Raw genomic sequence first — 23,536 nt, 5'->3', positions numbered from 1 at the left:
TCGTGGTCACGCCTGTGCTTGTGCTTGATTCAGGTGCCGCAGAAGGTCTGATAACAGGCCGTGACCTCTGACGGCGCCGGCTCGGCGAAACGAGCCTGCGCCGTCGACTCGGCATCAAAAGGCCGGCGCACGGCGTCGAGCAGTCGCTTGAAGGGCGCCAGATCGCCTTCGGTGGCCGCGGCCAATGCTTCCTCGACCAAGTGGTTGCGCGGAATCACCCAAGGATTCGTCCGACGCAGGCGAGCCGCGCGCGCCACGCTGGCCGACGGCACCCCGCCGTCTTCACGGGCGCAACGTTCGCGCCAGGCGCCCAACCAGGCTTGCAAGGCCTCGGGGTCTTTGACCAGGTCCAGCAGGGGTGCGTCGTCCCCTTCAGCCGCCTCGGCCAGACGCCGCCAACCGAGGGTGAAATCCACGCCCTGCGTGTGCAACAACGTCAGCCAACGATCCGCCAGGCCAGCATCCAAAGCATCGTCTTCGGTGGTCAGCCCGAGTTTGACGCGCTGGCCTTGCAGCAAAGCCGCCTGGTACAGGCCAGGCACAGCGTCGATCACCTCTGTGGCCTGCGCCACTGCCGCTTCAACGGCTTCGTCGGAGTCGTCTTCGACCATCAAGGGCAGGAGCGCTTCGGCCAAGCGCGCCAGGTTCCAGCGCGCGATCAGCGGCTGGTTGCCGTAGGCGTAGCGGCCGTTCTTGTCGATCGAACTGAATACCGCCTGGGGATCGTAGGCCTCCATGAAGGCGCAAGGTCCATAGTCGATCGTCTCGCCCGAGATCGTCATGTTGTCGGTGTTCATCACGCCGTGGATGAAGCCGACGTTCATCCATTGCGCGATGAGGGCCGACTGCCGCCCGGCCACGCGGCGCAACAGCGCGAGGAAGCGCTCAGGCGTGCCGACCAAGTCGGGGTCATGGCGCGCGATGGCGTAGTCGGCCAACTGGCGCACACGCTCCAGTTCCTGGCGCGATGAGAAGAACTCGAAGGTGCCCACGCGCAGGTGGCTGGCGGCCACGCGGGTCAGCACGGCACCGGGCAGCAGGCGCTCGCGGCGAACCTGCTCGCCCGTGGCCGTCACCGCCAGCGCCCGGGTGGTGGGGATGCCGAGCGCATGCATGCCTTCGCCGATCAGCACCTCGCGCAGCATGGGGCCCACGGCCGCCTTGCCGTCGCCCCCTCGCGAGAACGGCGTGGCGCCAGAACCTTTGAAAGCGATGTCGCGCCGCCGCCCGAGGCGGTCGACCACCTCGCCCAGCAACAAGGCCCGGCCATCGCCCAATTGGCGGGAAAAGTTGCCGAACTGGTGGCCAGCATAGACCTGCGCGATCGGCTCGGCCCCTTCGGGGAGCACATTGCCACCCAAGACCGCGGCCCCTTCCGGGCTGTCGAGCAGGGCGCCATCCAGGCCCAGCTCATCGGCCAGATCGCGGTTGAAGTAGAGCAACTGAGGCGTGGGGACCGAGGCGGGCTTCCAGGGCGCATGGAAGCCCTGCAGTTCGCGGGCGTAGGTGTTGTCGAATTGAAAGGCAGTGGTGGCAGGCATGGGGGCGTCGATCGACCTGGGACCCTGAGTTATACCGTGCGCGGCCGAGCGATCCAATGGCCCTCGGGCTCATGCGGCTTAAGGCGTCAAAGCAAGCCGGCGTTGGGCAGCAGCAGCTTGACACCCAAGCCCACCAAAGCGCAAACCGCCAGCAGTGGCATGACCCCGAGCTTGAAACGGAACAAGGCCAGCGCCGCCCCCGCCATGATCACGGCGGACACTGGGTCGAAACCGCGTGCAAATCCGGCGGGCCACAAGACATGGTGCGCGAAAAACAAGGCCAGGTTCAGGATGACGCCCACCACCGCCGCCGTGATGGCGGACAGTGGCGCGGTGAAACCGAGCCGGCCATGCGTGGCTTCGATCAGCGGACCGCCCGCCAGGATGAAGATGAAGGAAGGCAGGAAGGTGAAGAAGGTCACCACCGTGGCCGCCGCCACACCGCCCGCCCACAGCGCATCGGCCCCGAACACCTGCTGCGTCCAACCGCCGACGAAACCCACGAAGGCCACCACCATGATCAGCGGTCCAGGCGTGGTTTCGCCCAGGGCCAGGCCATCCATCATCTGCGGTCCGGACAACCAATGGTGGTGCTCGACCGCGCCCTGGTACACATAGGGCAGCACGGCATAAGCGCCACCAAAGGTCAGCAGCGCGGCCTTGGTGAAAAAGAGGCCCATTTGCGCCAAGGTTCCGTGCAGCCCTTGAAAAGCCAGCAGGGCCCCCATGACGCCAGACCACAGGACCAGCCCCACCAGCAAGACCTTGATCAGGAAGGCGCGCGACCACCTGGCGTGCTCGGGCGTGGGCGTGTCATCGTCGATCAGGGCCGGGCCGTGTCGCCGGCCACCTTCCTCGTGCCCACCGCCCAGGGTGAACACCCCGGGTGCCCAGCGGGACCCCAGGTAGCCGATCAGCGCCGCCACCGCCACGATCAACGGGAAAGGGGCCTCGATGGCAAAAACGGCGACGAACGCGGCCGCCGCAATGCCCCACATCCAGCCATTCTTGAGCGCTCGGCTGCCGATGCGGTGAGCCGCGTGCAGCACCAGCGCCGCGACCGCCGGCTTGATGCCGTAGAAGATGCCCACCACCGCTGGCAATTCGCCAAAACGCAGGTAGACCCAAGACAGGGCCATCAGGATGAACAGTGACGGCAGGACGAACAGCGCGCCCGCCGTGATCCCGCCCAGGCTGCGGTGCATGAGCCAGCCGATGTAGGTGGCCAATTGCTGCGCCTCGGGGCCGGGCAGCACCATGCAGTAGTTCAAGGCATGGAGGAAACGCTTCTCGCTGATCCACCGCCGGCGCTCGACCAGCTCGGTGTGCATGATCGCGATCTGACCGGCCGGGCCGCCAAAGCTGATGAAACCCAGCTTGAGCCAGAACCAGAAAGCTTGCGCGAAAGAAACAGCGGAAGGTGCAGCGACGGTGTCCACGAGAGAAACTCCGGTTGGGATGGCCAGCGCTTGGACGGGACACCGTCTACCTGTGAAGGCCGGGAGGCTGTGATCCCGATGGCGCGAATGGTATCAGCCGCCAGCGCAAGGCCCGGGCAAGGCATGATGACGCCCTGCCGACACCTCTTCATCGCCCTCTCCCATGACCTCCAGCTTCATGCGCACGGCCCTCGTCCTGGGCCTGCTGACCGCCATCGGACCTTTCGCCATCGACATGTACCTGCCGGCGCTGCCCGCCATCGGACAGAGCCTGCACGCGGACACAGGCGCGGTGCAATGGAGCTTGATGGCCTTCTTCCTGTCACTGGGGCTGTGCCAGCTGGTCTATGGACCCTGGTCGGACATGGTGGGCCGCAAAACACCACTGTACGTGGGCCTGGGCCTGTTCGCCGTGACCAGCGTGGCCTGCGGCCTGGCACAGGACATCCACACCCTCACCATCTGGCGGTTCATCCAGGGCATCGGGGCCTGCGCGACCATGGCCATTCCCCGCGCCATCGTTCGAGACCTGCACACCGGCACTGACGCGGCCCGGCTCATGTCCTTGCTGATGCTGGTGTTCAGTGTGTCGCCCGTGCTGGCGCCGCTGGCGGGGAGCATTGCCATCGAACTGGCCAGCTGGCGCGCCGTGTTCTGGGCGGTGACGGTGGCCGCCGTGCTGGGCCTGGTGCTCACCGCCACCATGCTGCCTGAAACGCGCCCACCCGCCGACCGCATCGGCAGCGATTTGCGCAGCGCCTGGGCCGGCTACGTCAAGCTGATGAAGGACGGGCATTTCCTGGGCCTGACCTTCATCGGCGGCTTCGGCATGGCCAGCTTCTTCGTTTACCTGGCCAATTCATCCTTCGTGCTGATCCAGGGCTATGGCCTCACGCCCACCGTGTACAGCTTCTTCTTTTCGATCAACGCGGTGGCCTTCATTGGCACGGCGCAACTCACGGGCTGGCTCACCAAGCGCTTCGGGCTGCCGGGCGTGGTCAAGGTGGCGGCCATCGGCTATGTGCTGCCGCTGATCTTGCTGGTGGCCGTGTTCGCCTCGGGCGTGCACCGGCTGGACGTGTTGGCGACCCTGCTGTTCATCGGCTATGGCTTCCTGGGCCTCATCATCCCGACGACCTCGGTGCTGGCGCTGGACAACCACGGCGAGATCGCCGGCACCGCCTCGGCCCTGCTGGGCACCTTGCAGATGGTGACGGGCGCCATCGTGGTGGCGCTGATGGGCCTGTTCATGGACGGCTCCGCCCTGGGCATGGTGGTGGGCATCACGGTCTGCGCCCTCATCACCTGGGTAATCACGTGGCTGACACTTCGGCACCCGGCCCAACATGGGCATACTGCCGCCTGAACTTTCAAGGACCACCCGGATGACTCAACCCACCACAGACGCGGTGCAGCGCAACAAGCCCAGCACGGTGCTGTTCGCCAGCCTGATCGGCACCACGGTCGAGTTCTTCGACTTCTACATCTACGCCACGGCGGCGGTGCTGATTTTCCCCAAGGCCTTTTTCCCGTCGTCCGACCCGACAGCGGCCACCTTGCAATCGCTCATCACCTTCGCGCTGGCCTTCTTCGCGCGGCCAGTGGGCTCGGCGGTGTTCGGCCACTTCGGCGACCGGATCGGGCGCAAGGCCACGCTGGTGGGCGCGCTGCTGACCATGGGGGTGTCCACGGTGGCCATCGGCCTGCTGCCCACGTATGAGTCCATTGGCACGCTGGCGCCGCTGCTGCTGGCCTTGTGCCGCTTTGGGCAAGGCTTCGGGCTGGGTGGTGAATGGGGTGGCGCCGTGTTGCTCGCCACCGAGAACGCGCCGCCTGAAAAGCGCGCTTGGTACGGCATGTTCCCGCAATTGGGCGCCCCCATCGGCTTCTTCATGTCCGGCGGCATCTTCCTGTGGCTGGGCGAGGTGCTGACCGAAGAGCAGTTCTTCAACTTCGGCTGGCGCATTCCTTTCCTGGCCAGCGCGCTGCTGGTGTTCGTGGGCTTGTACGTGCGCTTCAAGATCACCGAAACACCCGTGTTCCAGAACGTGTTGAACCACAACCAGCGCGTCAAGGTGCCCGTGGTGACGGTGTTCCGCGACCACACCAGGGTGCTGATCCTGGGCACGCTCGCCGCCCTGGCCACCTTCGTGTTGTTCTACCTGATGACGGTGTTCGCCTTGAGCTGGGGCACCAGCGCCCTGCACTACTCGCGCCGCGACTTCCTCGAGATCCAGCTGTTCGCGGTGCTGTTCTTCGCGCTGTGCATTCCGCTGTCGGCCTGGCTGGCCGACAAACACGGCCGCCGTGGCACGCTGATCTGGGTGTCGGCCGCCATCGTGGTCTTCGGTTTCTCGATGAGTTCGCTGTTCGGGGCCGGCAACGCCCTGGGCGTGACCCTGTTCCTGTCCGTGGGCCTGGGGCTGATGGGCATGACCTATGGGCCACTGGGCACGCTGTTGTCGGAGATGTTCCCGACCGCCGTGCGCTACACCGGCTCGTCCATGACCTTCAACTTCGCAGGCATCCTGGGCGCCTCGCTGGCGCCCTACCTGGCGACCACGCTGGCCACGAAGTACGGCCTCGCCTACGTGGGCTACTACCTGTCGACCGCGGCGGGCATCAGCCTGCTGGCCTTGTGGCTGTCCAAGCCCGGCAAGGCCAGTGATTTCGACGCCTGACCTCAGCCTCCGGCCCGCTTGACGGTCCAGCCCTTTTTCTGCAGGAAGGCCATGACCACCTCGACGTGGTCGCCCTGCACCTCGATGACCCCCTCCTTGACGGTGCCGCCACAGCCACACGCGGCCTTGAGTTGCTTGCCCAGGTCGCTGAGCGCCGCCGAGTCCAGCGGTACGCCCTTGACCAGGGTCACGCCTTTGCCCTTGCGGCCCTTGGTCTCGCGCGAAACGCGCACGATGCCATCGGAGGCTGGCAGGGCCACTTTCTGGCCGCACACGCAGTGCGCCACGGCTTGGCGGCATTCTGGGCAGGTGCGGCCCAGTTCGGTCGAGTAAACGAGTCCGCCGCTGGATTTCTGGGATTTCATGTCTTCAATTCACGGAGAGGTCTGTCACAGGGTTGCCACAATACCGCGATACCGTCCACGCCATGAGCCCGACCGACGATGACCTGATCCGCCGCATCCACCGCGACCTGCAAGACAGCTACGACGAAGAGCTGGAACTGGAGCTGGACGACCACGACGACGCGGACAAGGAAAGCCGCAAGCAGTACTTCAACGAGCTGTTCCGCCTGCAAGGCGAACTCGTCAAGCTGCAGGACTGGGTGGTCAACACCGGCCACAAGGTCGTGATCCTGTTCGAAGGGCGCGATGCCGCCGGCAAGGGAGGCGTCATCAAGCGCATCACCCAGCGCCTGAATCCGCGGGTGGCCCGCGTGGCCGCCCTGCCCGCGCCCAACGACCGCGAACGCACGCAGTGGTATTTCCAACGCTACGCCTCGCACTTGCCCGCCGCCGGCGAGATGGTGCTGTTCGACCGCAGCTGGTACAACCGCGCTGGCGTCGAACGCGTCATGGGCTTTTGCACCGACGACCAGTACGAAGAGTTCTTCCGCTCGGCGCCCGAGTTCGAACGCATGCTGGTGCGCTCGGGCATCCAACTGATCAAATACTGGTTCTCGATCTCGGACGAGGAGCAGCAACTGCGCTTCATGGGCCGCATCCACGACCCGCTCAAGCAGTGGAAGCTCAGCCCCATGGATTTGGAGTCGCGCCGCCGCTGGGAGGATTACACCAAGGCCAAGGAAATCATGCTGGAGCGCACCCACATCGCCGAGGCACCTTGGTGGGTGGTGCAGGCCGACGACAAGAAGAAAGCCCGCCTGAACTGCATCCACCACCTGCTGCAGCAAATGCCTTACCGCGAGGTGGAACGCCAGCCCATCGTGCTGCCGCCGCGCGTGCGCCACCAGGACTATGCCCGCCAGCCCGTCTCGCCAGAGATCCTCGTGCCCGAGGTCTACTGAGCGGCAGGCGCCAAGTGCCGAGGTTCTTGACACTGGGGTAAAATTCGCCGGTCATTGGGGAGTAGCCGCCCTGAACCCTCAGGGGCACGCGTCAACACACTTGGCCTTATCGGCCATGGCGCCTGCAGCTTCATCAGCCTGGCAAGACCTTTGACCACATCGCCTCCGCCCGGGCCGGGGAGGCGTGTGGTCATGGGTATGTTTCATGCCGGCCCTTATCAAGCCCCCCCTCATGCAAGCTTTCCTCGTTTCCACCGGCGTCGTCGCCCTGGCCGAAATCGGCGACAAAACCCAACTTTTGTCATTGCTGCTGGCCGCCAAGTTCAAGCGGCCGGTGCCCATCATCGTGGGCATTTTCGTCGCAACCCTGCTGAACCACGGCATGGCCGGGCTGGTCGGCGGCTGGGTGTCCGAGCACATCGGTCCCGACGTGCTGCGCTGGGTGCTGGGGGTGTCTTTCCTGCTGATGGCCGGCTGGACGCTGATCCCCGACAAACTGGACGAAGATGAGGCCACGCCCTTGCAGCGCTTCGGCGTGTTTGGCACCACCGTGCTGGCCTTTTTCCTGGCCGAGATGGGCGACAAGACCCAGGTGGCCACGGTCGCCCTGGCCGCGCGCTACAACGACCTGGTGTCCGTGGTCATCGGCACCACCGTCGGCATGATGCTGGCCAATGTGCCCGCTGTGCTGCTGGGCGACATCGTGGTCAGGAAGGTCTCGATGCGGCTGGTGCATGGCATCGCAGCCCTGATGTTCGCGGTGCTGGGCGTGCTGGCGCTGCTGGACGTGGGGCGCTTCTTCTAAGGTTTCTCCGGGCGCGGCGCGGCAAGGCACCGGCCACCGTGGCACCAGTCGATGTCGCGCAAGGGTGTTCGCACGACCGCCTCCTCGATGCGCAGATCGAAGGGCTTCTGCAAGCCCACCAGCGTGAACTCGGCCAGGTTCAGGACATCCGCCCTCAGCTTGGCATGCACGGGCACAGCCAGGTGCATGGTGGCGCGCACGGGCACCTTCAGCACCTCGGCCAACTGGCCGGTCACCTTCACGTCCAGCGCCAGGGGCACCTGCACCTTGATGGGCACGGTCAGGTGCACGGGCACGCTGAAGGTGATCGGCACCAAGACGTTCATGGCCGGCAACCAGGACACCACCGGGATCTTCATCTCCACCTCGGTCGACACGGGGATGTCCTGATCGAAGCTGATGTTGGTGGACACGGGCAGCGTGGTGTTGATGGTGGCCCGCGCGTTCAAGGTGTTCATCAACTGCACGCCAACCACTTGGTCGATGGGCGCGGCCACCCGGGACTGGAAGTCCAGCCGGGTGAACAAAGGCGTGTGCACCTCCGCCCGGGCGGGCATGCCCGTGGGCAGGCGCAAGGTGAGGGATTGATGGCGCAGCGTCACCACCGACTGCCAGTGTTCTCGCACTTGCCAGGCCGCGCCCGCCACCAGGGCGGTCCAGAGCAGCGCGGCGCCCAGCATCACCAGCACCACATCGCGTCGGCGGACAGGCCGGTGCCAGCCACGTGGCACCGGGGTGGCGGCACTCAAGGCCGAGGCTCCGGCACGCGCTCCAGGCGCAGGGACTCCAGCGGCAAGCGGATGTCCATGTGCGTCAACCCCGCTTTCACGGTCTGGCTCGGGAAGCTCAGGGTGGCATTGACGGGCGCGGTGACGGGCAGGTTGAAGGATTCACGGATCGGCACCTCCGTGTTCATCACCGCATCGATGCGGGCGCTCAGGGGCTCGGCCAGGCGGATCAGGGCGGGCGTGTTCAGGGACACGGGCACCTGCTTGCGCACAGGGATCACCAGGCTGATGGGCACGTCGGCCTTGAGCGGAACCTTGCCCTGGATCGGCAAGGTGACGGCGAATCCCAGGATGCGCGTCTTGACCTTGGTGTCCAGGTCGATGACCTGGTCCACGTGCAAGGTGTGCTCGATCGGCACGTCGAAATGGATGGGCACCGAGGCTTCCACCGCGACGGTGAGCGGGATGGGCTCGGTGATGGGGATGCTGAGCGTTTCGTGGACCGGCACCTTCACCTTCAGGGTTTGGTCGATGCGCACCTGCACCTTGTTGCTGACCGAGGCCCGCACTGCCAGCTCGGACGGCATGCTGATGCTGGCGGCCTGATCGCGCAGCACGACGTGGGCCGACAGGTTCTGCCAGGCCCAATACGCCCCCCACCCCGTCACAGCCGTCATCACGATGAGCAAAGCCAAGGTGCTCAGGATCAGGGTGCGCCAGGTGAGGTGTGCGGGCCGGGGCTCTTGCATAGGAACCCCACTCTACAGCACACCGGCGTTGTCACATCGTCACGTCTTCACTGCACTTTGAACTTGAACTGGCCATCCTTGCCGGCACTCACCTTGATCTTGGCGATGGACTGGCCTTCGGCCATGCGGGCCAGCACGCTGTCCGCGATCTCGGGCAACAAGGTGCCGTTCAGGATGTGGTCGACCGCCCGAGCGCCTGTGTCCACCTCGGTGCAGCGGTTCAGCACCGCCTCGACCAGGGCCTCGTCGTAGTCCAGCAACGCCTGGTGGTTGGCCGCCACACGCTGCACGATGCGGTCCAGCTTGAGCCGGATCACGTTGACCAGCACCTCGTCGCTCAAGGGGTAGTAGGGGATCACCTTGGTGCGACCGATGAACGCCGGCTTGAAAATCTTGTACAGGGTGGGCCGCAGGACTTCGGCCAGGGCCTCGGCGTCGGGCAGTTCGTTCGCTGGTTTCATGACGGTGCCACCAGCGTCTTCGTCGTGCCGCAAGCAAGCCTGCATGATCCCTTGCGAACCCGCGTTGGACGTCAGGATGATGATGGTGTTGCGGAAGTCGATCTCGCGGCCTTCGGCATCGTCCATCAGGCCCTTGTCGAACACCTGGAAGAACATCTCCAGCACGTCAGGGTGGGCCTTCTCGACCTCGTCCAGCAGGACAACGCTGTAGGGCTTGCGGCGCACGGCTTCGGTCAGCACGCCGCCTTCGCCGTAGCCCACATAACCAGGGGGCGAACCTTTGAGGCCGCTGACGCTGTGGGCCTCCTGGTATTCGCTCATGTTGATGCTGATGAGGTTGCGCTCGCCGCCGTAGAGGATGTCGGCCAGGGCCAGGGCGGTCTCGGTCTTGCCCACGCCACTGGGGCCCACGAACAGGAAAACGCCCTTGGGTTTGTTGGGGTCGTCCAGGCCGGCGCGGGCGGTGCGCACGCGCTGGGCGATCGCGGCCAAGGCGTGGTCCTGCCCGATGATGCGTTCTTGCAGAGTGGCGTGCAACTGGCGCACGGTCTTGATCTCGTCCTTGACCATCTTGCCCAATGGGATGCCTGTCCAGGCGGCCACGATCTCGGCCACCACGTGGCCATCGACCTGCATCGGCACCAAAGGTGCTTCACCCTGCAGCGCGGCCAGCTCCGCCTGTTTGAGCGACAAGAGTTCGTGCTCCGGGCTGGCGTGGGTGATGGCGGCTTTCCTGCGACCCTTGGTGGCGCTCCTGGTGGTCTCATCAGCCACAAGCGCGGAGGCGGTGTTGTGCGTGGCGCCGGATTCCAGTTTGGCACGCAGCTCGCGGATGTCCGTCACCAGCTGCTGTTCGAAAGTCCAGCGTGCTTCATCGGCGGCCAGGGTGGTCTGCAAGGCCTGGCGTTCGACCTGCAACTCGTCCAGCCGTGCGCCGTGGTGGGCGCCCGTCGCCATCTCCCGCGTCAAGGCGGCGGACTCCGCGCCCAGGCGTTCCAGGTGCTTGCGGGTGTCTTCGATGCGGGCAGGCGTGGCGCTCTGACCCAGTGCCACCTTGGCACAGGCGGTGTCCAGCACGCTGATGGCCTTGTCGGGCAACTGGCGACCACTGATGTAGCGCGCCGACAAGCGCACGGCTTCCTGGATGGCTTCATCGAAGAGGCGCACGCCAAAGTGCTTCTCCATCAAGGGCGCCATGCCGCGCAACATGGCGCAGGCCAGCTCTTCGCTCGGCTCTTCCACCTTGATGACCTGGAAACGGCGGGCCAGGGCCGCGTCTTTCTCGAAGTATTTCTTGTACTCGCCCCAGGTGGTGGCGGCGATGGTCCGCAATTCGCCTCGGGCCAAGGCCGGCTTGAGCAGATTGGCCGCGTCGTTCTGGCCCGCCTGGCCGCCCGCGCCGATCATGGTGTGGGCTTCGTCGATGAAGAGGATGATGGGATGGGGGCTCTTCTTGACCTCGTCGATCACGTTTTTCAGGCGGTTCTCGAACTCGCCTTTGACCGAGGCCCCCGCTTGCAAAAGGCCCATGTCGAGCACGTGGATGGCCACGCCTTGCAGCGATGCCGGCACGTCGCCCAGGGCCACACGCAAGGCCAGGCCCTCGACGACCGCCGTCTTGCCCACGCCCGCCTCGCCCGTGAGGATGGGGTTGTTCTGCCGACGGCGCATCAGGATGTCGATGGCCTGGCGGATCTCGGCATCGCGCCCGATCACGGGGTCCACCTTGCCATCCAGGGCACGCTGCGTGAGGTTCGTCGTGAACTGGTCCAGGGCAGGTGTCTTGCCCGCCAGGGTGTCACTGGCGTTGGCTTCGTCGGCCTCGGCCATCCCGTCGCGCCCGGAACGGCCCTCGCCCGGAGCCTGCGCCGCTTCTGGCGAACCACGGGTCAACTCGGGCAGCTTGTGCTTGAGTTCTTCGGGTTTGAAGCGGGCGAACAGCTTGGAACCACGGTAGGCCAACTGGCTGAGTGAGGGCTCGGTCAGCAAGGCCAGCAACAAGTGCGCACTGCGGATGCCCGTGGCGTGCGTTTCGAGCGAGGCGATCAACCAGCCATGCTCCAACAACACCGGCAAATGGTTGGAGAACACTGGCGTGCGTTGGTTGCCAGATTTGAAACGGCCCAGCTCGGACTCCAGGTCGCGCTGCAGCTCGGTGACCGAGACGCCGAAGTGCCGGCACAGCTGGACCAGGTCGTTCTGCGGCTGCTCCAGCAAGGCCAGGAACAGGTGCTCCAGGTCCACCTCGTAGTGGCCACGTCCCATGCACAGGTTCGCGGCACGCTCCGCCGCGTGGCGGGTGGTGTCGTTGAGTTTGGAGATCAGGGTCTTGAGGTTCTGGCTCATGGTGATGACAGCGTTGGTGTTTTTGGAGGGATCATGCCGCCGCGTGGATGTCGTAGCGCACGTCGGCACGGTCCTCGTTGGCCGGCCTGGTCTGCAGGAAGGTGTCCCAACCCAAACGGGCCTCGGTGGGCGCGCGGCTCGAGTTCAGGGCGCAGCCCAGGACTTCGTCGCGTCGCAGCTGCACGTTCACCTCGAACTCCAGGCTCACGCCGTTCATCAGGGTCAGCAACTCGCGAAGGGCCAGCGCCCCCGGCGCGCCGGGCAGGAAGCGGCGGAACCGGACATGGCCCAAGGGCCCCAGCACGATGCGCATGCGCAGGTCGCGTTGCCAGACCCGCTCCCCCAGCATGGCCGACTGGCCCAGCCCGCCATTGCCGGGGCGGCCGAGGTAGTGCCGCCCCGCTTCGGGCAGGGTGTACCAACGGCCCACGAACTGGTCCAGGCGCACGGGCACGTCCAGGTAGCCTTGCAGCACCTGCTGCAACTGGCGCGCCGACAGTGTCCGCTGCTGCAAGGTGCCCGCGTAGAACGCCAAGGCCTCGTCGGCCACGCCTGTGCGCTCGGGCTGCATGCGCTCGCGCAGGGATTTCTGCCCGATGCCCGCCAGCGCCAGGGCCATCGGCATGAAACGTTGCCGCCGATCACCTTCGTACTGGATGTGCAGGCGGTGCTTCTTCCAAGCCTGGTAGAACAACATCACCGCGCGGTGGCTGAACACGTCCATGAAGGCACGGGCCGCGTGGTCCTTCTGGTACAGCTCGCGCTGGGCCAGCGACTCGGTGTAGTGCAAAGGCAAGGTGCCAGTCACGCCCAGCAGCCCCATGAAGGCCGGCGTCAAGTCGATGCGCTCGATCGCCTCCGTGCCCCCGGGGTCGAGGTTCGGATCCAGGTCGAGGTGGCGGTGCACCAGCAAGGATTCGACCTCGCTGCCGGGAAAGGCCAACGAGATCGAGTTGCGAAAGTTAAGCTTGCTCAAACCTTCGGGTGTGGCCAGCCAACGCTCCAGCAAGCGCACCGCCTGGAAGAAGCCAAACCGCTGCGGTTCGCGCAGCAGTTGCTCGATCACACCAGTGGCTTGTCGCCGTTGCGGGGCGGGCATGTCAGCACCTCTTCCTGTGTGCGCGCCGACACGATGGTCAGCTGCGTGAAACTGTTGACGTGGACATACAGCCCGAAGAAATGGTTCATCACGGCGGCCAGCAGGCCCAGGCCGGTGCCCACGAAACTGTCCTCGTCCACGGTCAGGCGCACCTGCGTGCCGCGAACGAAGGTGGCGAATGGCTCTCCCGGCAACCAGGCCGTGGCGGGCCGGAAGTCCACGGCCACCAGGCCATCGACCTGGCGCCGGTTCGAGGCACTGCGCGGCAGGTCGTACAGGCGCAGCATCTCTTTCAGGGCATCGATGCCGCCGGAAGACAAGGACAAATGGTTGAGCGACAAATGCGAGATCAGGCGCCATAAAATGCCCCGCCCGCGCTCGAAGCGCTGCGTGGCGGTGGGCTTGCGCAACAGGCGAATCTCTCGGGCCAGGCTGCCGCCATCGAGGGTCAGATCCCCGCCAGGTGAGCCAAAGGCCAGCAAGGTGGGCAGGTCCCGGTTGGTGGCCGACACCGTCAGGGACAGGGTTTCGGTTTGTGGCAAGGCCGGTTCGAAATCCACGTCGACGATGGAAATCTCGGTTTCATAGCCAGGGCTCTGTTCGGCCAGGTCGTCATCGCGACGGGCATGCCAGTAGCGCCCAGGTGCGCCCGCGCCTTGCTGCTTGGCGCGCTGCCGTCGCAAGGCGGCGAGGTTCGGTGCCGAGGCGCTGATGTCGGCTTCGTCGAAGGGCAGCAGATCGTCGTGCCGCAACGAGAAGAAGGGACGGAATTCGTCCACCGACTCGCCCTGCGGTGTTTGCAAAACGCGGTAGACCCGGTCGATGGCGTACACCTCGTAGCCAAAAGCACGCCGGCTGTCGGGCAGCACGGGATAGCTCGAGGCCGTGTGGGTCACGCGGATGGGATCGGCCGGCAAACTGAACAGGTTGATCACCGGCGTGCAGCCCAACACGAAGCTGCGGGCCTGGATGGTTTCCAACAGCCGCGACTCGTCAGAATCGGACCGCACGCCCGACATCAACAGGTGCAAGGTCAAAGAGCGGGCATGGCGGGCTTCGCCCTCGGCGCCATCCACCACGACCTGCCGCAGGTTGAATGGCACCGGGACGGTCAGGTCCACGAAATTGAACTTGTCAGGAAAGGCAAAGTACTCGGTGAGCAGGCGGTAGGCTGCATGGGACCGCTCGTCGAAATCGATCAGCGCCTCGTCATCGGCGAACCCGACAAGCTTGGGACGTGCATCATCAACCCCGATGGACGCGGCTGAAATCCACGGATGGTGCGGCGTGGCTTGCGTCATCACCCCGACCACCTTCTGGCACAAGGCTTCGCGCAGGACGCTGACCTGCGAGGACTCACCATCCAGGTAAACACGCAAGGGCTGCTCGGACAGCATGCTCCAGGAGGCCTGAGGCGACACCAGTTCCAGGGTGATGGACAACACCGAGGTGGCCCCGGCAGGCAAGCGCGTGCCCTCGGGCGCCAGGACGGAATTGCGGAAGGTGGCTTGGGCGATTCGCAGCGGCCGCAAAGTGACCGACTGGGTCGTGCGGAACTTGCAAGCCACGCCCTTGACCGCGCGCGAATTCAACACCGTGCCACGCACCACTTCGGCGGACTTGCTCATCTGGCCCGCGGCCGAACCCGGGTCGAACTGGGCGATGGAACACGATGGGAAAGGCCGAAGGTAGTGCGGGTACAGCACCTCCAGCATGGATTCGGTGAACAGCGGGAAGTCATCGTCCAGGCGCTTGTGCACCCGCGCCGCCAGCAGAGCAAACGACTCGATCATCCGCTCGACATGGGGATCCTGCGAAACATCGTTGGCCAATTGCAGACGCCCCGCGATCTTGGGGTAGCGCTCCGCGAAGCTCATCGACGATTGCCGCAACAGCGCCAGTTCGCGCTCGTAATGGGGCAGCAGATTTTCCATGGTCATTGAATTCTGATGATGCTCAAGGATTGCGTCCGCGTGACACTTGGTAGCGTTGGCTGACCGGTTGCAGAACAGCGTCGAAGCTGACGACTTCATTGGCTTCGTGCGCGATCAGCAGCGCCTGGATGGCGAAATGCAGGCGTTGGCCGGGCCCGGCTTGGCTGCTCACCTGAACCACCGGGTTTTGCAAGCGCGGCTCGTGCACCAGCAAGGCAGACCGGATGTCTTCGCAGATCAGAGCGCGGTCGCCCTGGTTGGCCAGAGACAAGGACACGAAGTCCTTCAAACCAAAAGACAGCAGCGACTGCCGGCAATGGGCAAAGCCCTTCAGCAAACCCTCTGGCAAGCCACAGCGGGAGTTCAGGAGCGACTCGACATCGCGCGCCACGCTGTCCTTGAGCTGATCGATCGACGTGTGCCCTCGCTCATCGCGGTGGTCATCGGTCAGCTTTTCCAGCAAATTCAATCCAAACAAGGTCATCATGAAAAAGCGGCGGCACGAAGCCACCGCTTTCCTGTTCAGTCGATCAAGGCTTGATCAAGCAAAGGTCGACGTGTTGGTGGCCAGGTTCCAGGCGCCGGTGCCGGTGACCGAACCTTGGCTGCCGTCCAGCTTGGAGGCCGAGTAAGCCCAATCCACGGCCGAGTACTTCAGACCGAAGGTTTCCTTGGGGATGCCTTCCTCAGTCACGGTGGGGGCCACGGACGAGATCAGCACGTTCTTCAGCTTGATGACCAGGTAGCTCACGCGGGCGTTGGCGGTGCCGTTGTTGAAACCATTGGTCTGGCCGCTGGAGCGGTAGAACGTGATTTCGACTTCGGGCGTCACCAGGCCTTGCGAAGCGGCTTGCCACAGCTTGGGGCTGGACGAGTCGATGTCTTTGACGAACACCATTTCATCGTGCTCGCAACGCTCGGAGGTGTGGCCACCGGCCGTCGAGGCCGAAGCCGACTTGGGTTGGCGGATCAGGTGAGCCCACGAGTCCACTTCGATGGTGGGCTTGCTGTTCTTGCCGGTGGCGGAGTTGCTGCCGTGCTTCGAATCGCGAACGTCGCCAACGATGCTGGAGCCCTTGAACTCGATGTAGATGTCTTTCATTATTTTTCCTTCCGTGATGTTTTAAAAATAGATTCGCCTCAGGCGCCACTGGGCAGTTCTGCAACCAGCCGCAATGACACTGACAACTCATCCAACTGGAAATGCGGGCGCACGAAAGCGACCGCACGGTACACCCCAGGACGTCCGGGAACTTCCTGCACCTCGATGGATGCCTCCCTGAGGGGGTATTTGGCTTTGGCTTCCTGCGACGCGCTGTCGTCGGCCAAAACATATTGAGCAATCCAGGCATTGAGGAAGCTCTCGACATTGCCCGCCGAGGCAAAGCTGCCGATCTTGTCGCGCATCATCGCCTTGAGGTAGTGCGCAATGCGGCACACCGAGAAGATGTACTGCAGTTGCGAGGCCAAGGTGGCATTGGCGGTGGCAGCGGGGTTGTCGTATTTCTTGTGCTTTTGCACCGACTGGGCGCCAAAGAAGGCGGCGTAGTCCGTGTTCTTGCAATGGACCAGGGGAATGAAGCCCAGGTCGCTGAGCTCTTTCTCGCGGCGGTCCGTGATCGAGATCTCGGTGGGGCACTTCAAGGCCACTTCGCCATCGTCGGTCTTGAAGGTGTGGGTGGGCAGGTCTTCGACCAGGCCGCCGCCCTCGACGCCACGGATGGCGGCGCACCAGCCGTACATCTCGAAGGCGGCCGTCAGGCGCGCACCGAAAGCATAGGCGGCATTCACCCACAGGTACTTGCTGTGGTCGGTGCCATCGATGTCTTCCACGAAGTTGAAACCTTCGGTGGTGTTGCCGTCTTTGGGGTCGAAAGGCAGGCGCCCCAGGAATCGCGGCAATGTCAATGCCACGTAGCGCGAATCTTCGGATTCGCGGAAGGACTTCCACTTGGCGTACTCGACGGTGTCGAACACCTTGGACATGTCGCGCGGCTTGCCCAGGTCGGTGAAGGTTTCCAGGCCCATCAGCTCGGGCGAGGCCGCCGAGATGAAAGGCGCGTGGGCGGCAGCCGCCACGTGCGACATCTGCTCCAGGAAGTACATGTCTTCCGCGCCGCGGCCGGCTTCGAAGTCGCCGACCAAGGCCGCGAAAGGCGCGCCACCGAAAGTGCCGAACTCTTCTTCGTACACTTTCTTGAACAACGCCGACTGGTCGAAATCGATCGCGGTCTTGAAGTCCTTGACCAGTTCCTTCTTGGTGGCATTGAAGACCTTGATCTTGAGCTTCTCGCCAGTGGAGGTTTGCTTGCACAGGTAGTGCAAGCCTGTCCAGGAGGACTCCAGCTTCTGGAACTCGGCGGCGTGCATGACTTCGCTGAGCTGGTCGGAGATCAGGCGATCGATCTCGGCAATGCGGGCGTCCAGCGTGGCCGACAGGTTGTCGGAGACCACGACCGTGCCTTGCAGCACTTCCTTGACCAGTTCGCCAATGATGTCCTTGGCACGGGCGTGCTCGGTGTCTGACTTGGCCACCTTGCTCTTGGACACGATGTCGTCCAGCAGGCTGAAGGAGTCGGTGGCCACGGGTTGGCCATTGGATTGCAGTAGTGCGCTCATGGTGTCAGTCCTCGGCCTTCTGGGTCTCGGCGCCCAGCTTCTGAAGTTGCTCGGTGTTGCTCAGCACGTCGCCCAGCACGTCTTCCAGCTTTTCGTTGCCGGCCATCTTGTTGCGCAGGTCGGAAAGCTTGGTGCGGGCTTCGAGCAGCTTGCGCAGGGGCTCGACTTGCTCGACCACCGACTCGGGGCGGAAGTCTTCGATCTTCTTGAAGTCAAGGTTGACGGCGAACTCGCCCCCATCGGCGCTGAGCTTGTTCTTGACGCGGTAGCTGGCACGCGGCGCCATGCCCGACAGGACTTCATCGAAGTTGTCCAGATCAACATTGACGAACTTGCGGTCCTTCAGGCGCGTGACCGGCTTCTCGGGGTCGGGTTGCCCGGTGAAATCGCCCATCACGCCCATCACGAACGGGAGTTCCTTCTGTTCGATCGCGTCACCGATCTCGACGTCGTAGGTCAGTTGGACGCGCGGGGGACGCACACGCTCCAGGCGCTTTTGAACACTGTCGTTTTTGGCCATGACAAAAATCCTCTCTGTGGAAACTGATTACTTCAAAGCACCAAAGGGGTTGCTGCGCCCCCCGGCAGCAGGCGGCGCCGCGTTGAGCGTGCTCACCGGGCTGGGCGCCGGGGTTCTGGCTGAAGAGACCACCACCGGTGCGGAAGCAGTGGCCAAGGGACGGGGCGCGGCAACACGTCGTGCAGCGGCGGCCCTGGGTGCGGGTTTGCCGACGTCGTTGGCGGACGCCGTCGCGACGGGCGGGACCAGGATGGGTTCGCCCAAGGCCTCGCGGATCAGCTTGGCCACGCTTTCGGCTTCGGTGCGGGTTGAACCATTGACTTCGTTGGCCTTGCGCAATTGCTCCAGCGCCTGAGCGCTGACACGCAGGCCACTGACGGCCAGGATGCTCTTGGCGGTGAGGTCGGTGGTGTCGCGCTGCAAGGTCTCTTGCGCGGCGGTGATGGCCTGGCCATATTGGCGCGCATCGAAATAGATCTGGGCTTTGCGCAGCCAGGGTGTCTTGCTGGCGGGATCGACCTTGATGGCCGTGTCCAGCTCGTTCAATGCGTCTTCGGTTTTGCCCAGCTTCTGGGCCTTGTCGGCGGCGTCAAGGCGCTCGGTCAACTTCTCGGCCGTGGCCGCGCTGGCAGCGGCGGCGTCGCCTTGCTTGGGGGCCGTGCTGCATGCCATCAAGGCGCACAACAGTGATGCCATCGCCGCGCCTGACAGGCCGCGACGCACGTGGAGATGCAACAATTGGGAACTCCCTGAATTGAATATGTGGTCCTCGGCAACCAGCGTGCTGTGTTGCCGACAAGAAGAATTAAAGCCCAAAACATCTGGCCAATTTCTCCCCCTTTGGGGTGCGTTACAGACTCTTGCATCTGGTTGCAAAGACCTCACCCCCTCGTTGGGGGATGCCTTCAAATCGAGGCTTGGCCTTCTTACACTACCGGCATGAACACAGGGATGGGGACACGCTTGGTGGCGCTGATGAGCGCGTTGATGTGGGTGGCATTGAGCGCCTGCACGACCGCCCCGCCCGTGAAGGTGGCCTCCACCGAACTCGATCGGCTGGGGGTGGCCAAGGAAGCGTCCGGCGGCTCGCTGATGGACACCTTGAGCGGCTACAAAGACAAGACACTGGAAGCCATCGGCTTCAAGAAGCCCGAGCTGCCCGAAGTCCCCGAGGTCCAGTTGCCCGACCGCAAGCTGCTTTGGCGCCTGCACGCCAGCGACTCGCTCAATGTGTCGTCCACCGGCGAATCCGTGGCCCTGCTCACGCGCATCTACAAACTGCGCAGCCCCAATGCCTTCCTGCAGGCACCTTACGAAGTGTTTGGTGATCCCGCCAGGGAAAAAGCCCAGATGGGCGACGACGTCATCGAAACACGCGAGGTCCAGATGATTCCGGGCCAGCACGAAGAAGTGCACGAGAAGGTTGCGCGCGAAGTGCGCTACATCGGCATCGTCGCCCTCTATCGCCAACCCTCACCTCAGCGTTGGCGCTATGCCTTCCGCAGCGAGTCCGCCGAGAAGAGCGGCCTGTCCATTGGGCTGCACGCTTGCGCCATGAGCGTGCAGGTGGGCGAACCCATCGGCCAACCACTGAGCCTGGCACGCTCAGTGGCCGTGCCCTGTCCCCCGTAGAACCAGCCGTCAGCGAGTCCACCTTGATCCAGTCACCCAAAATCCTGTGGGGCGAAGGCTTGTTCCTTCGCCCTCAGCACTTCCAGCAGCAAGACGCTTACCATGAGTGGCGCCTGTCCCAGATGTCCCGCCTGCTGCACCCTTATGCCTGGGGCGTGCGCCACATCAAGATCGACCCGGATGCCTTGCAGACCGGCCTGCTGCGCGTGCTGGAATTGCAAGTCGTCTTCCCCGATGGCGAGCTGTTCAACGCCCCCGCCGAAGACGAGTTGCCACCGCCCGTGGCGCTGGACGCCTCCCAGGCCTCAGGCCCCCAAAGCGCCACCCAGGGCCAGGAGCTGGTCTTCCACCTGGCCTTGGCGCCCGTGCGCGGCAGTGGTAGCAACTTCGCTACCTCGCGCGAAGAGGCCGACACCGCCGTGCGCTACTACCGCAGCCACCTGCAAACAGCCGATGCCTACACCGACGCGGTCACCGCCGAGGTCACCGTGCTGCGCAAGTCGGCCAAGCTGCTGTCGGAACTCGAGCCTCGCGCGCACCTTGTCTCTTTGCCTCTGCTGCGCATCAAGCGCACCGCGACGGGCGGCTTCGAACACGATGGCCGGTTCATCCCGCCCAGCCTGAACGTGCAGGCCTCCGCCGCGCTGGTGCTGCATTTGCGCCGCCTGCTGGACGTCCTGCAGGCCAAGGTCGATGCCCTGTATGGCCTGCACCGCGAGCCCAGCAAGAACATCATCGAATTCCGCTCGGGCGACGTGGCCTCGTTCTGGCTGCTGCACACCGCCAGCTCCGCCTTCGCTGGCCTGTCGCACCTGGCACGGCACCCTGGCCTGCACCCCGAGCGACTGTTCGAGAAGCTCCTGGAACTGGCGGGCGCCCTGCTCACTTTCTCCAAGACTTTCACACTGGCCGATCTGCCCGCGTACGACCACCAGCATCCTGGCCCGGCCTTCGTGCGCCTGGACCACATCGTGCGCGAACTGCTGGAGACGGTCATCTCCACCCGCTACTTCTCGATCGCGCTGAACGAGCAACAGCCTTCCTTCCACCTGGGCCGCCTGGACTCCGAACAGATCAAGCAGAGCACCCAGTTCTACCTGGGCGTGTCGGCCACCATGTCACCGTCCGAACTGGTCGATGTGGTGCCCACCCGCTTCAAGCTGGGCGCGCCAGAAGACGTCGACAAGCTGGTGCTGTCGGCCATGCCGGGTGTCAAGCTGGTGCACGCGCCGCAGGTACCCGCGGCCATCCCGGTTCGGCCGGGATGCTACTACTTCACGCTGGAACCGCGCGGCACCTTGTACGAACGCATGCTGCAAGCCCAGGCACTGACCGTCTACGTGCCCTCGGGGCTGAATGAACTCAGGCTGGAACTCATCGCGGTCAACCCGTGATCGACGCCGCCCCAACAGAACGTGAGTGATCCAATGTCGTCCACCACCGCCCCCACCTTGATGGCCACGCCGCGTGCTCAGCAAGCCAGCAGCTTGCTCGACCTGATGTACGACGGCTTCTACCTGCTGTTCCTGCTCAAGGCCAAGCATGCACCGATCGAAGCCGAGGTTTTCCGCGAACGCGTCAAGCAGTTCCTGACGGCCTTCGAGCGAGGGGCCACCCGCATGCACGCCACTTCGGACGACATCTACGCTTGCAAGTACGCTTTCTGCGCCACGGTGGACGAAGCCATGCTCATGTCCTCGTTCAAAGCGCGTGAGTCATGGCAGCGCCTGCCCCTGCAATTGCAGTTCTTTGGCGAACAACTGGCCGGCGAGCAGTTCTTCACCAAGCTGGAAGACCTGCGCTCGCAAGGCGTGGCACGCATCGGCGCACTGGAGGTCTTCCACATGTGCCTGCTGCTGGGCTTTCAAGGCAAATACCTGATCGAAGGCACCGAGAAGCTGGGCTACCTGACCTCGCGGCTGGGCGACGAGATCGCGAGGCTGAAAGGCAAGCGCGCCGGCTTCGCGCCCCATTGGGCCGCGCCCGACCAGGTCTCGCACCAGCTCAAGCACGAAGTGCCCCTGTGGGTCATCGCCTCGGTGTTCGGGCTGCTGTCATTGCTGGCCTTCGTGGGCTTGCGCTGGAACCTGAACCACTTCACGCAGCAGTCGCTGGCCGAGCACCACGACATCGTGCAACTGGCGCCACAGGTCGCGAACATCACGGTCACCCTGCCCTGAGGCTCAGCTGTCTCCAGCCTCTTCATCGAGCTTTCGAAGAAAGCCCATCTTCTCGGCAATCTTGGCCTCCAGCCCCCGCGGAACCGGTTGATACCAACGAGGCTCCGGCATGCCATCGGGCAAATAGGTTTCTCCGGCCGCATAAGCGTGGGGCTCATCGTGGGCATACCGGTACTCATGCCCGTATCCCAGCTCCTTCATGAGCTTGGTCGGGGCGTTGCGAAGATGAACCGGAACCTCCCGGCTCTTGTCCTGCTTCACGAAGGCCCGCGCCGCGTTGTAGGCCTTGTACCCCGCGTTGCTCTTGGCCGCGATGGCCAGGTAGATGACGGCTTGGCCCAGCGCCAGCTCGCCTTCAGGGCTTCCCAGCCGTTCAAAAGTCAAAGCCGCGTCGTTCGCGATCTGCATGGCCCTGGGGTCGGCCAAGCCAATGTCTTCCCAGGCCATGCGAACAATCCGCCGAGACAGATACCGGGCATCCGCGCCGCCATCCAGCATGCGGCAAAGCCAATACAAGGCGCCATCGGGGTTGGAGCCCCTGACCGATTTGTGCAAGGCTGAAATCTGGTCGTAGAAATTGTCTCCGCCCTTGTCGAACCGTCTGGCGTTGAGACTCAAGGCATTGGTGAGGAACTCCGCGGTGATGGTGGAGATGCCTGCAGCGCCCGCGGCCGTGTTGGACTGCTCCAGCAGGTTCAGGAACCGCCGGGCATCGCCATCGGCATACCCGATGATCGTGTCGACGGCCTGCTCGTCGAACTGAAGGTGGGGCAGCGCCTTGTCTTGCGCCCTCTTCATGAGCAGCTTCAACTCGTCCTCGGTCAAAGACTTCAACACATAGACCTGGGCCCGAGACAACAAGGCCGAGTTCACCTCGAAAGAGGGGTTCTCGGTGGTCGCGCCAATGAAGGTGAAAAGCCCAGACTCCACATGGGGCAACAGCGCGTCTTGCTGAGACTTGTTGAACCGGTGGATTTCGTCCACGAACAGGATCGTGTGCTTGCCTTGCGACAGGTGGTGCTGCGCCTGCTCCATGGCCGCCCTGATGTCCTTGACACCGGCAAAGACCGCGGACAAGGCCATGAACTCGCAATCAAAGGCGTGGGCGGTGAGCCTGGCCAGGGTCGTCTTGCCCACCCCGGGGGGGCCCCAAAAAATCATGGAATGCGGCTTGCCCGACTGGAAAGCGAGCCGAAGAGGCTTGCCCTCTCCCAGCAAATGCGACTGCCCGACGACCTCATCGAGCGTCTTGGGACGCAAGGCTTCGGCCAATGGAGCGACCGGCTCGGCCAGGAAAAAATCACGGGACATATCTTGAGGGGCCAGTGGCGTGGACAGGCTTTTTTGCCTGCGCCCATTGTCGCCTCAGGCCTGAACGCCCTTCGGGAAAGCAGGAATTCCAGCCGAAGACTGAGAAGCGCTGGACAAATCTGGTTACGAATGCCATAATGCGGGTTGACCCGATAGCTGTCTTGTTTTGCAAACCTTGCAAAACA

At 64.1% G+C, this 23,536-nt stretch carries 21 protein-coding genes and 1 riboswitch; of the genes, 7 read left to right on the top strand and 14 right to left on the bottom strand.

The features are described 5' to 3' along the window. Positions 1-29: 29 nt before the first annotated feature. Both ACREB4_RS14410 and chrA read right to left on the bottom strand, forming a co-directional pair. On the bottom strand, positions 30-1,541 hold the full coding sequence (locus tag ACREB4_RS14410; protein ID WP_431588921.1) for a protein adenylyltransferase SelO: 1,512 nt from the start codon (positions 1,539-1,541) through the stop codon (positions 30-32). An 86-nt stretch (positions 1,542-1,627) separates the two neighbouring features. Beyond that, complete coding sequence (chrA, locus tag ACREB4_RS14405; protein ID WP_431588920.1) at positions 1,628-2,980, bottom strand: chromate efflux transporter; 1,353 nt, start codon at positions 2,978-2,980, stop codon at positions 1,628-1,630. 163 nt (positions 2,981-3,143) lie between these two features. On the opposite strand from chrA, the gene ACREB4_RS14400 reads away from it, so the two are divergent. Both ACREB4_RS14400 and ACREB4_RS14395 read left to right on the top strand, forming a co-directional pair. Continuing rightward, entirely contained in the window at positions 3,144-4,346 is a 1,203-nt protein-coding gene (locus ACREB4_RS14400) for a multidrug effflux MFS transporter (RefSeq protein ID WP_431588919.1), read from the top strand. A 19-nt stretch (positions 4,347-4,365) separates the two neighbouring features. Next, positions 4,366-5,661, top strand: a complete 1,296-nt coding sequence (locus ACREB4_RS14395; RefSeq protein ID WP_431588918.1) for an MFS transporter — start codon at positions 4,366-4,368, stop codon at positions 5,659-5,661. Between the two features lie 2 nt (positions 5,662-5,663). Here the strand turns inward: ACREB4_RS14395 and ACREB4_RS14390 are convergent, their stop codons facing one another. Beyond that, complete coding sequence (locus tag ACREB4_RS14390; protein ID WP_431588917.1) at positions 5,664-6,026, bottom strand: translation initiation factor Sui1; 363 nt, start codon at positions 6,024-6,026, stop codon at positions 5,664-5,666. A gap of 62 nt (positions 6,027-6,088) precedes the next feature. Here ACREB4_RS14390 and ppk2 point away from each other — a divergent pair, with 62 nt between their 5' ends. Together ppk2 and ACREB4_RS14380 are read left to right on the top strand one after the other, a co-directional pair. Then, positions 6,089-6,967 carry a polyphosphate kinase 2 gene (ppk2, locus tag ACREB4_RS14385; RefSeq protein ID WP_431588916.1) on the top strand — a complete coding sequence of 293 codons (879 nt, stop codon included), beginning with the start codon at positions 6,089-6,091 and terminating at the stop codon, positions 6,965-6,967. 44 nt (positions 6,968-7,011) lie between these two features. Next, a riboswitch (yybP-ykoY riboswitch) is annotated at positions 7,012-7,193 on the top strand. Positions 7,194-7,199: 6 nt separating this feature from the next. Further along, on the top strand, positions 7,200-7,772 hold the full coding sequence (locus ACREB4_RS14380) for a TMEM165/GDT1 family protein (RefSeq protein ID WP_431588915.1): 573 nt from the start codon (positions 7,200-7,202) through the stop codon (positions 7,770-7,772). On the opposite strand, the gene ACREB4_RS14375 is transcribed toward ACREB4_RS14380, so the two are convergent. The 10 genes from ACREB4_RS14375 to ACREB4_RS14330 are packed head-to-tail and all read right to left on the bottom strand — an operon-like array spanning position 7,769 to position 18,924. Continuing rightward, positions 7,769-8,521 carry a hypothetical protein gene (locus ACREB4_RS14375; RefSeq protein WP_431588914.1) on the bottom strand — a complete coding sequence of 251 codons (753 nt, stop codon included), beginning with the start codon at positions 8,519-8,521 and terminating at the stop codon, positions 7,769-7,771. The two genes, ACREB4_RS14380 and ACREB4_RS14375, sit on opposite strands and share 4 nt — an antisense overlap. Beyond that, entirely contained in the window at positions 8,518-9,249 is a 732-nt protein-coding gene (locus tag ACREB4_RS14370) for a hypothetical protein (RefSeq protein WP_431588913.1), read from the bottom strand. The genes ACREB4_RS14375 and ACREB4_RS14370 overlap by 4 nt, the downstream gene beginning before the upstream one ends. Positions 9,250-9,296: 47 nt before the next feature. Continuing rightward, positions 9,297-12,056 (bottom strand): type VI secretion system ATPase TssH, encoded by a 2,760-nt coding sequence (gene tssH / locus ACREB4_RS14365; RefSeq protein WP_431588912.1) that lies wholly within the window; start codon positions 12,054-12,056, stop codon positions 9,297-9,299. A 31-nt stretch (positions 12,057-12,087) separates the two neighbouring features. Beyond that, on the bottom strand, positions 12,088-13,155 hold the full coding sequence (gene tssG / locus ACREB4_RS14360; protein ID WP_431588911.1) for a type VI secretion system baseplate subunit TssG: 1,068 nt from the start codon (positions 13,153-13,155) through the stop codon (positions 12,088-12,090). After that, positions 13,119-15,089, bottom strand: coding sequence for a type VI secretion system baseplate subunit TssF (gene tssF / locus ACREB4_RS14355; RefSeq protein WP_431588942.1), 1,971 nt, complete (start codon positions 15,087-15,089; stop codon positions 13,119-13,121). The genes tssG and tssF overlap by 37 nt, the downstream gene beginning before the upstream one ends. Positions 15,090-15,111: 22 nt before the next feature. Then, on the bottom strand, positions 15,112-15,576 hold the full coding sequence (gene tssE, locus ACREB4_RS14350) for a type VI secretion system baseplate subunit TssE (protein WP_431588910.1): 465 nt from the start codon (positions 15,574-15,576) through the stop codon (positions 15,112-15,114). Positions 15,577-15,630: 54 nt separating this feature from the next. Beyond that, entirely contained in the window at positions 15,631-16,191 is a 561-nt protein-coding gene (locus ACREB4_RS14345; RefSeq protein WP_431588909.1) for an Hcp family type VI secretion system effector, read from the bottom strand. A gap of 38 nt (positions 16,192-16,229) precedes the next feature. After that, on the bottom strand, positions 16,230-17,708 hold the full coding sequence (tssC, locus tag ACREB4_RS14340) for a type VI secretion system contractile sheath large subunit (RefSeq protein WP_431588908.1): 1,479 nt from the start codon (positions 17,706-17,708) through the stop codon (positions 16,230-16,232). Positions 17,709-17,712: 4 nt separating this feature from the next. After that, on the bottom strand, positions 17,713-18,228 hold the full coding sequence (gene tssB / locus ACREB4_RS14335; RefSeq protein ID WP_431588907.1) for a type VI secretion system contractile sheath small subunit: 516 nt from the start codon (positions 18,226-18,228) through the stop codon (positions 17,713-17,715). A 27-nt stretch (positions 18,229-18,255) separates the two neighbouring features. After that, on the bottom strand, positions 18,256-18,924 hold the full coding sequence (locus ACREB4_RS14330; RefSeq protein WP_431588906.1) for a tetratricopeptide repeat protein: 669 nt from the start codon (positions 18,922-18,924) through the stop codon (positions 18,256-18,258). Between the two features lie 255 nt (positions 18,925-19,179). Here ACREB4_RS14330 and tssJ point away from each other — a divergent pair, with 255 nt between their 5' ends. From tssJ to icmH, 3 genes are read left to right on the top strand one after another with little or no spacing between them, the layout of a single operon-like run. Next, the gene (gene tssJ / locus ACREB4_RS14325; protein ID WP_431588905.1) at positions 19,180-19,860 is read left to right on the top strand and encodes a type VI secretion system lipoprotein TssJ; all 681 of its coding nucleotides are present in this window, start codon (positions 19,180-19,182) and stop codon (positions 19,858-19,860) included. Between the two features lie 23 nt (positions 19,861-19,883). Next, on the top strand, positions 19,884-21,254 hold the full coding sequence (gene tssK / locus ACREB4_RS14320) for a type VI secretion system baseplate subunit TssK (RefSeq protein ID WP_431588904.1): 1,371 nt from the start codon (positions 19,884-19,886) through the stop codon (positions 21,252-21,254). 33 nt (positions 21,255-21,287) lie between these two features. Next, positions 21,288-22,040 (top strand): type IVB secretion system protein IcmH/DotU, encoded by a 753-nt coding sequence (icmH, locus tag ACREB4_RS14315; RefSeq protein WP_431588903.1) that lies wholly within the window; start codon positions 21,288-21,290, stop codon positions 22,038-22,040. A gap of 3 nt (positions 22,041-22,043) precedes the next feature. Here the strand turns inward: icmH and ACREB4_RS14310 are convergent, their stop codons facing one another. Beyond that, on the bottom strand, positions 22,044-23,351 hold the full coding sequence (locus ACREB4_RS14310; RefSeq protein WP_431588902.1) for a replication-associated recombination protein A: 1,308 nt from the start codon (positions 23,349-23,351) through the stop codon (positions 22,044-22,046). Positions 23,352-23,536 lie beyond the last annotated feature (185 nt).

It is taken from the genome of Aquabacterium sp., from assembly GCF_050725395.1.
GTDB lineage: Bacteria > Pseudomonadota > Gammaproteobacteria > Burkholderiales > Burkholderiaceae_C > Aquabacterium.
This window is presented reverse-complemented; position numbering and strand designations above follow the sequence as displayed.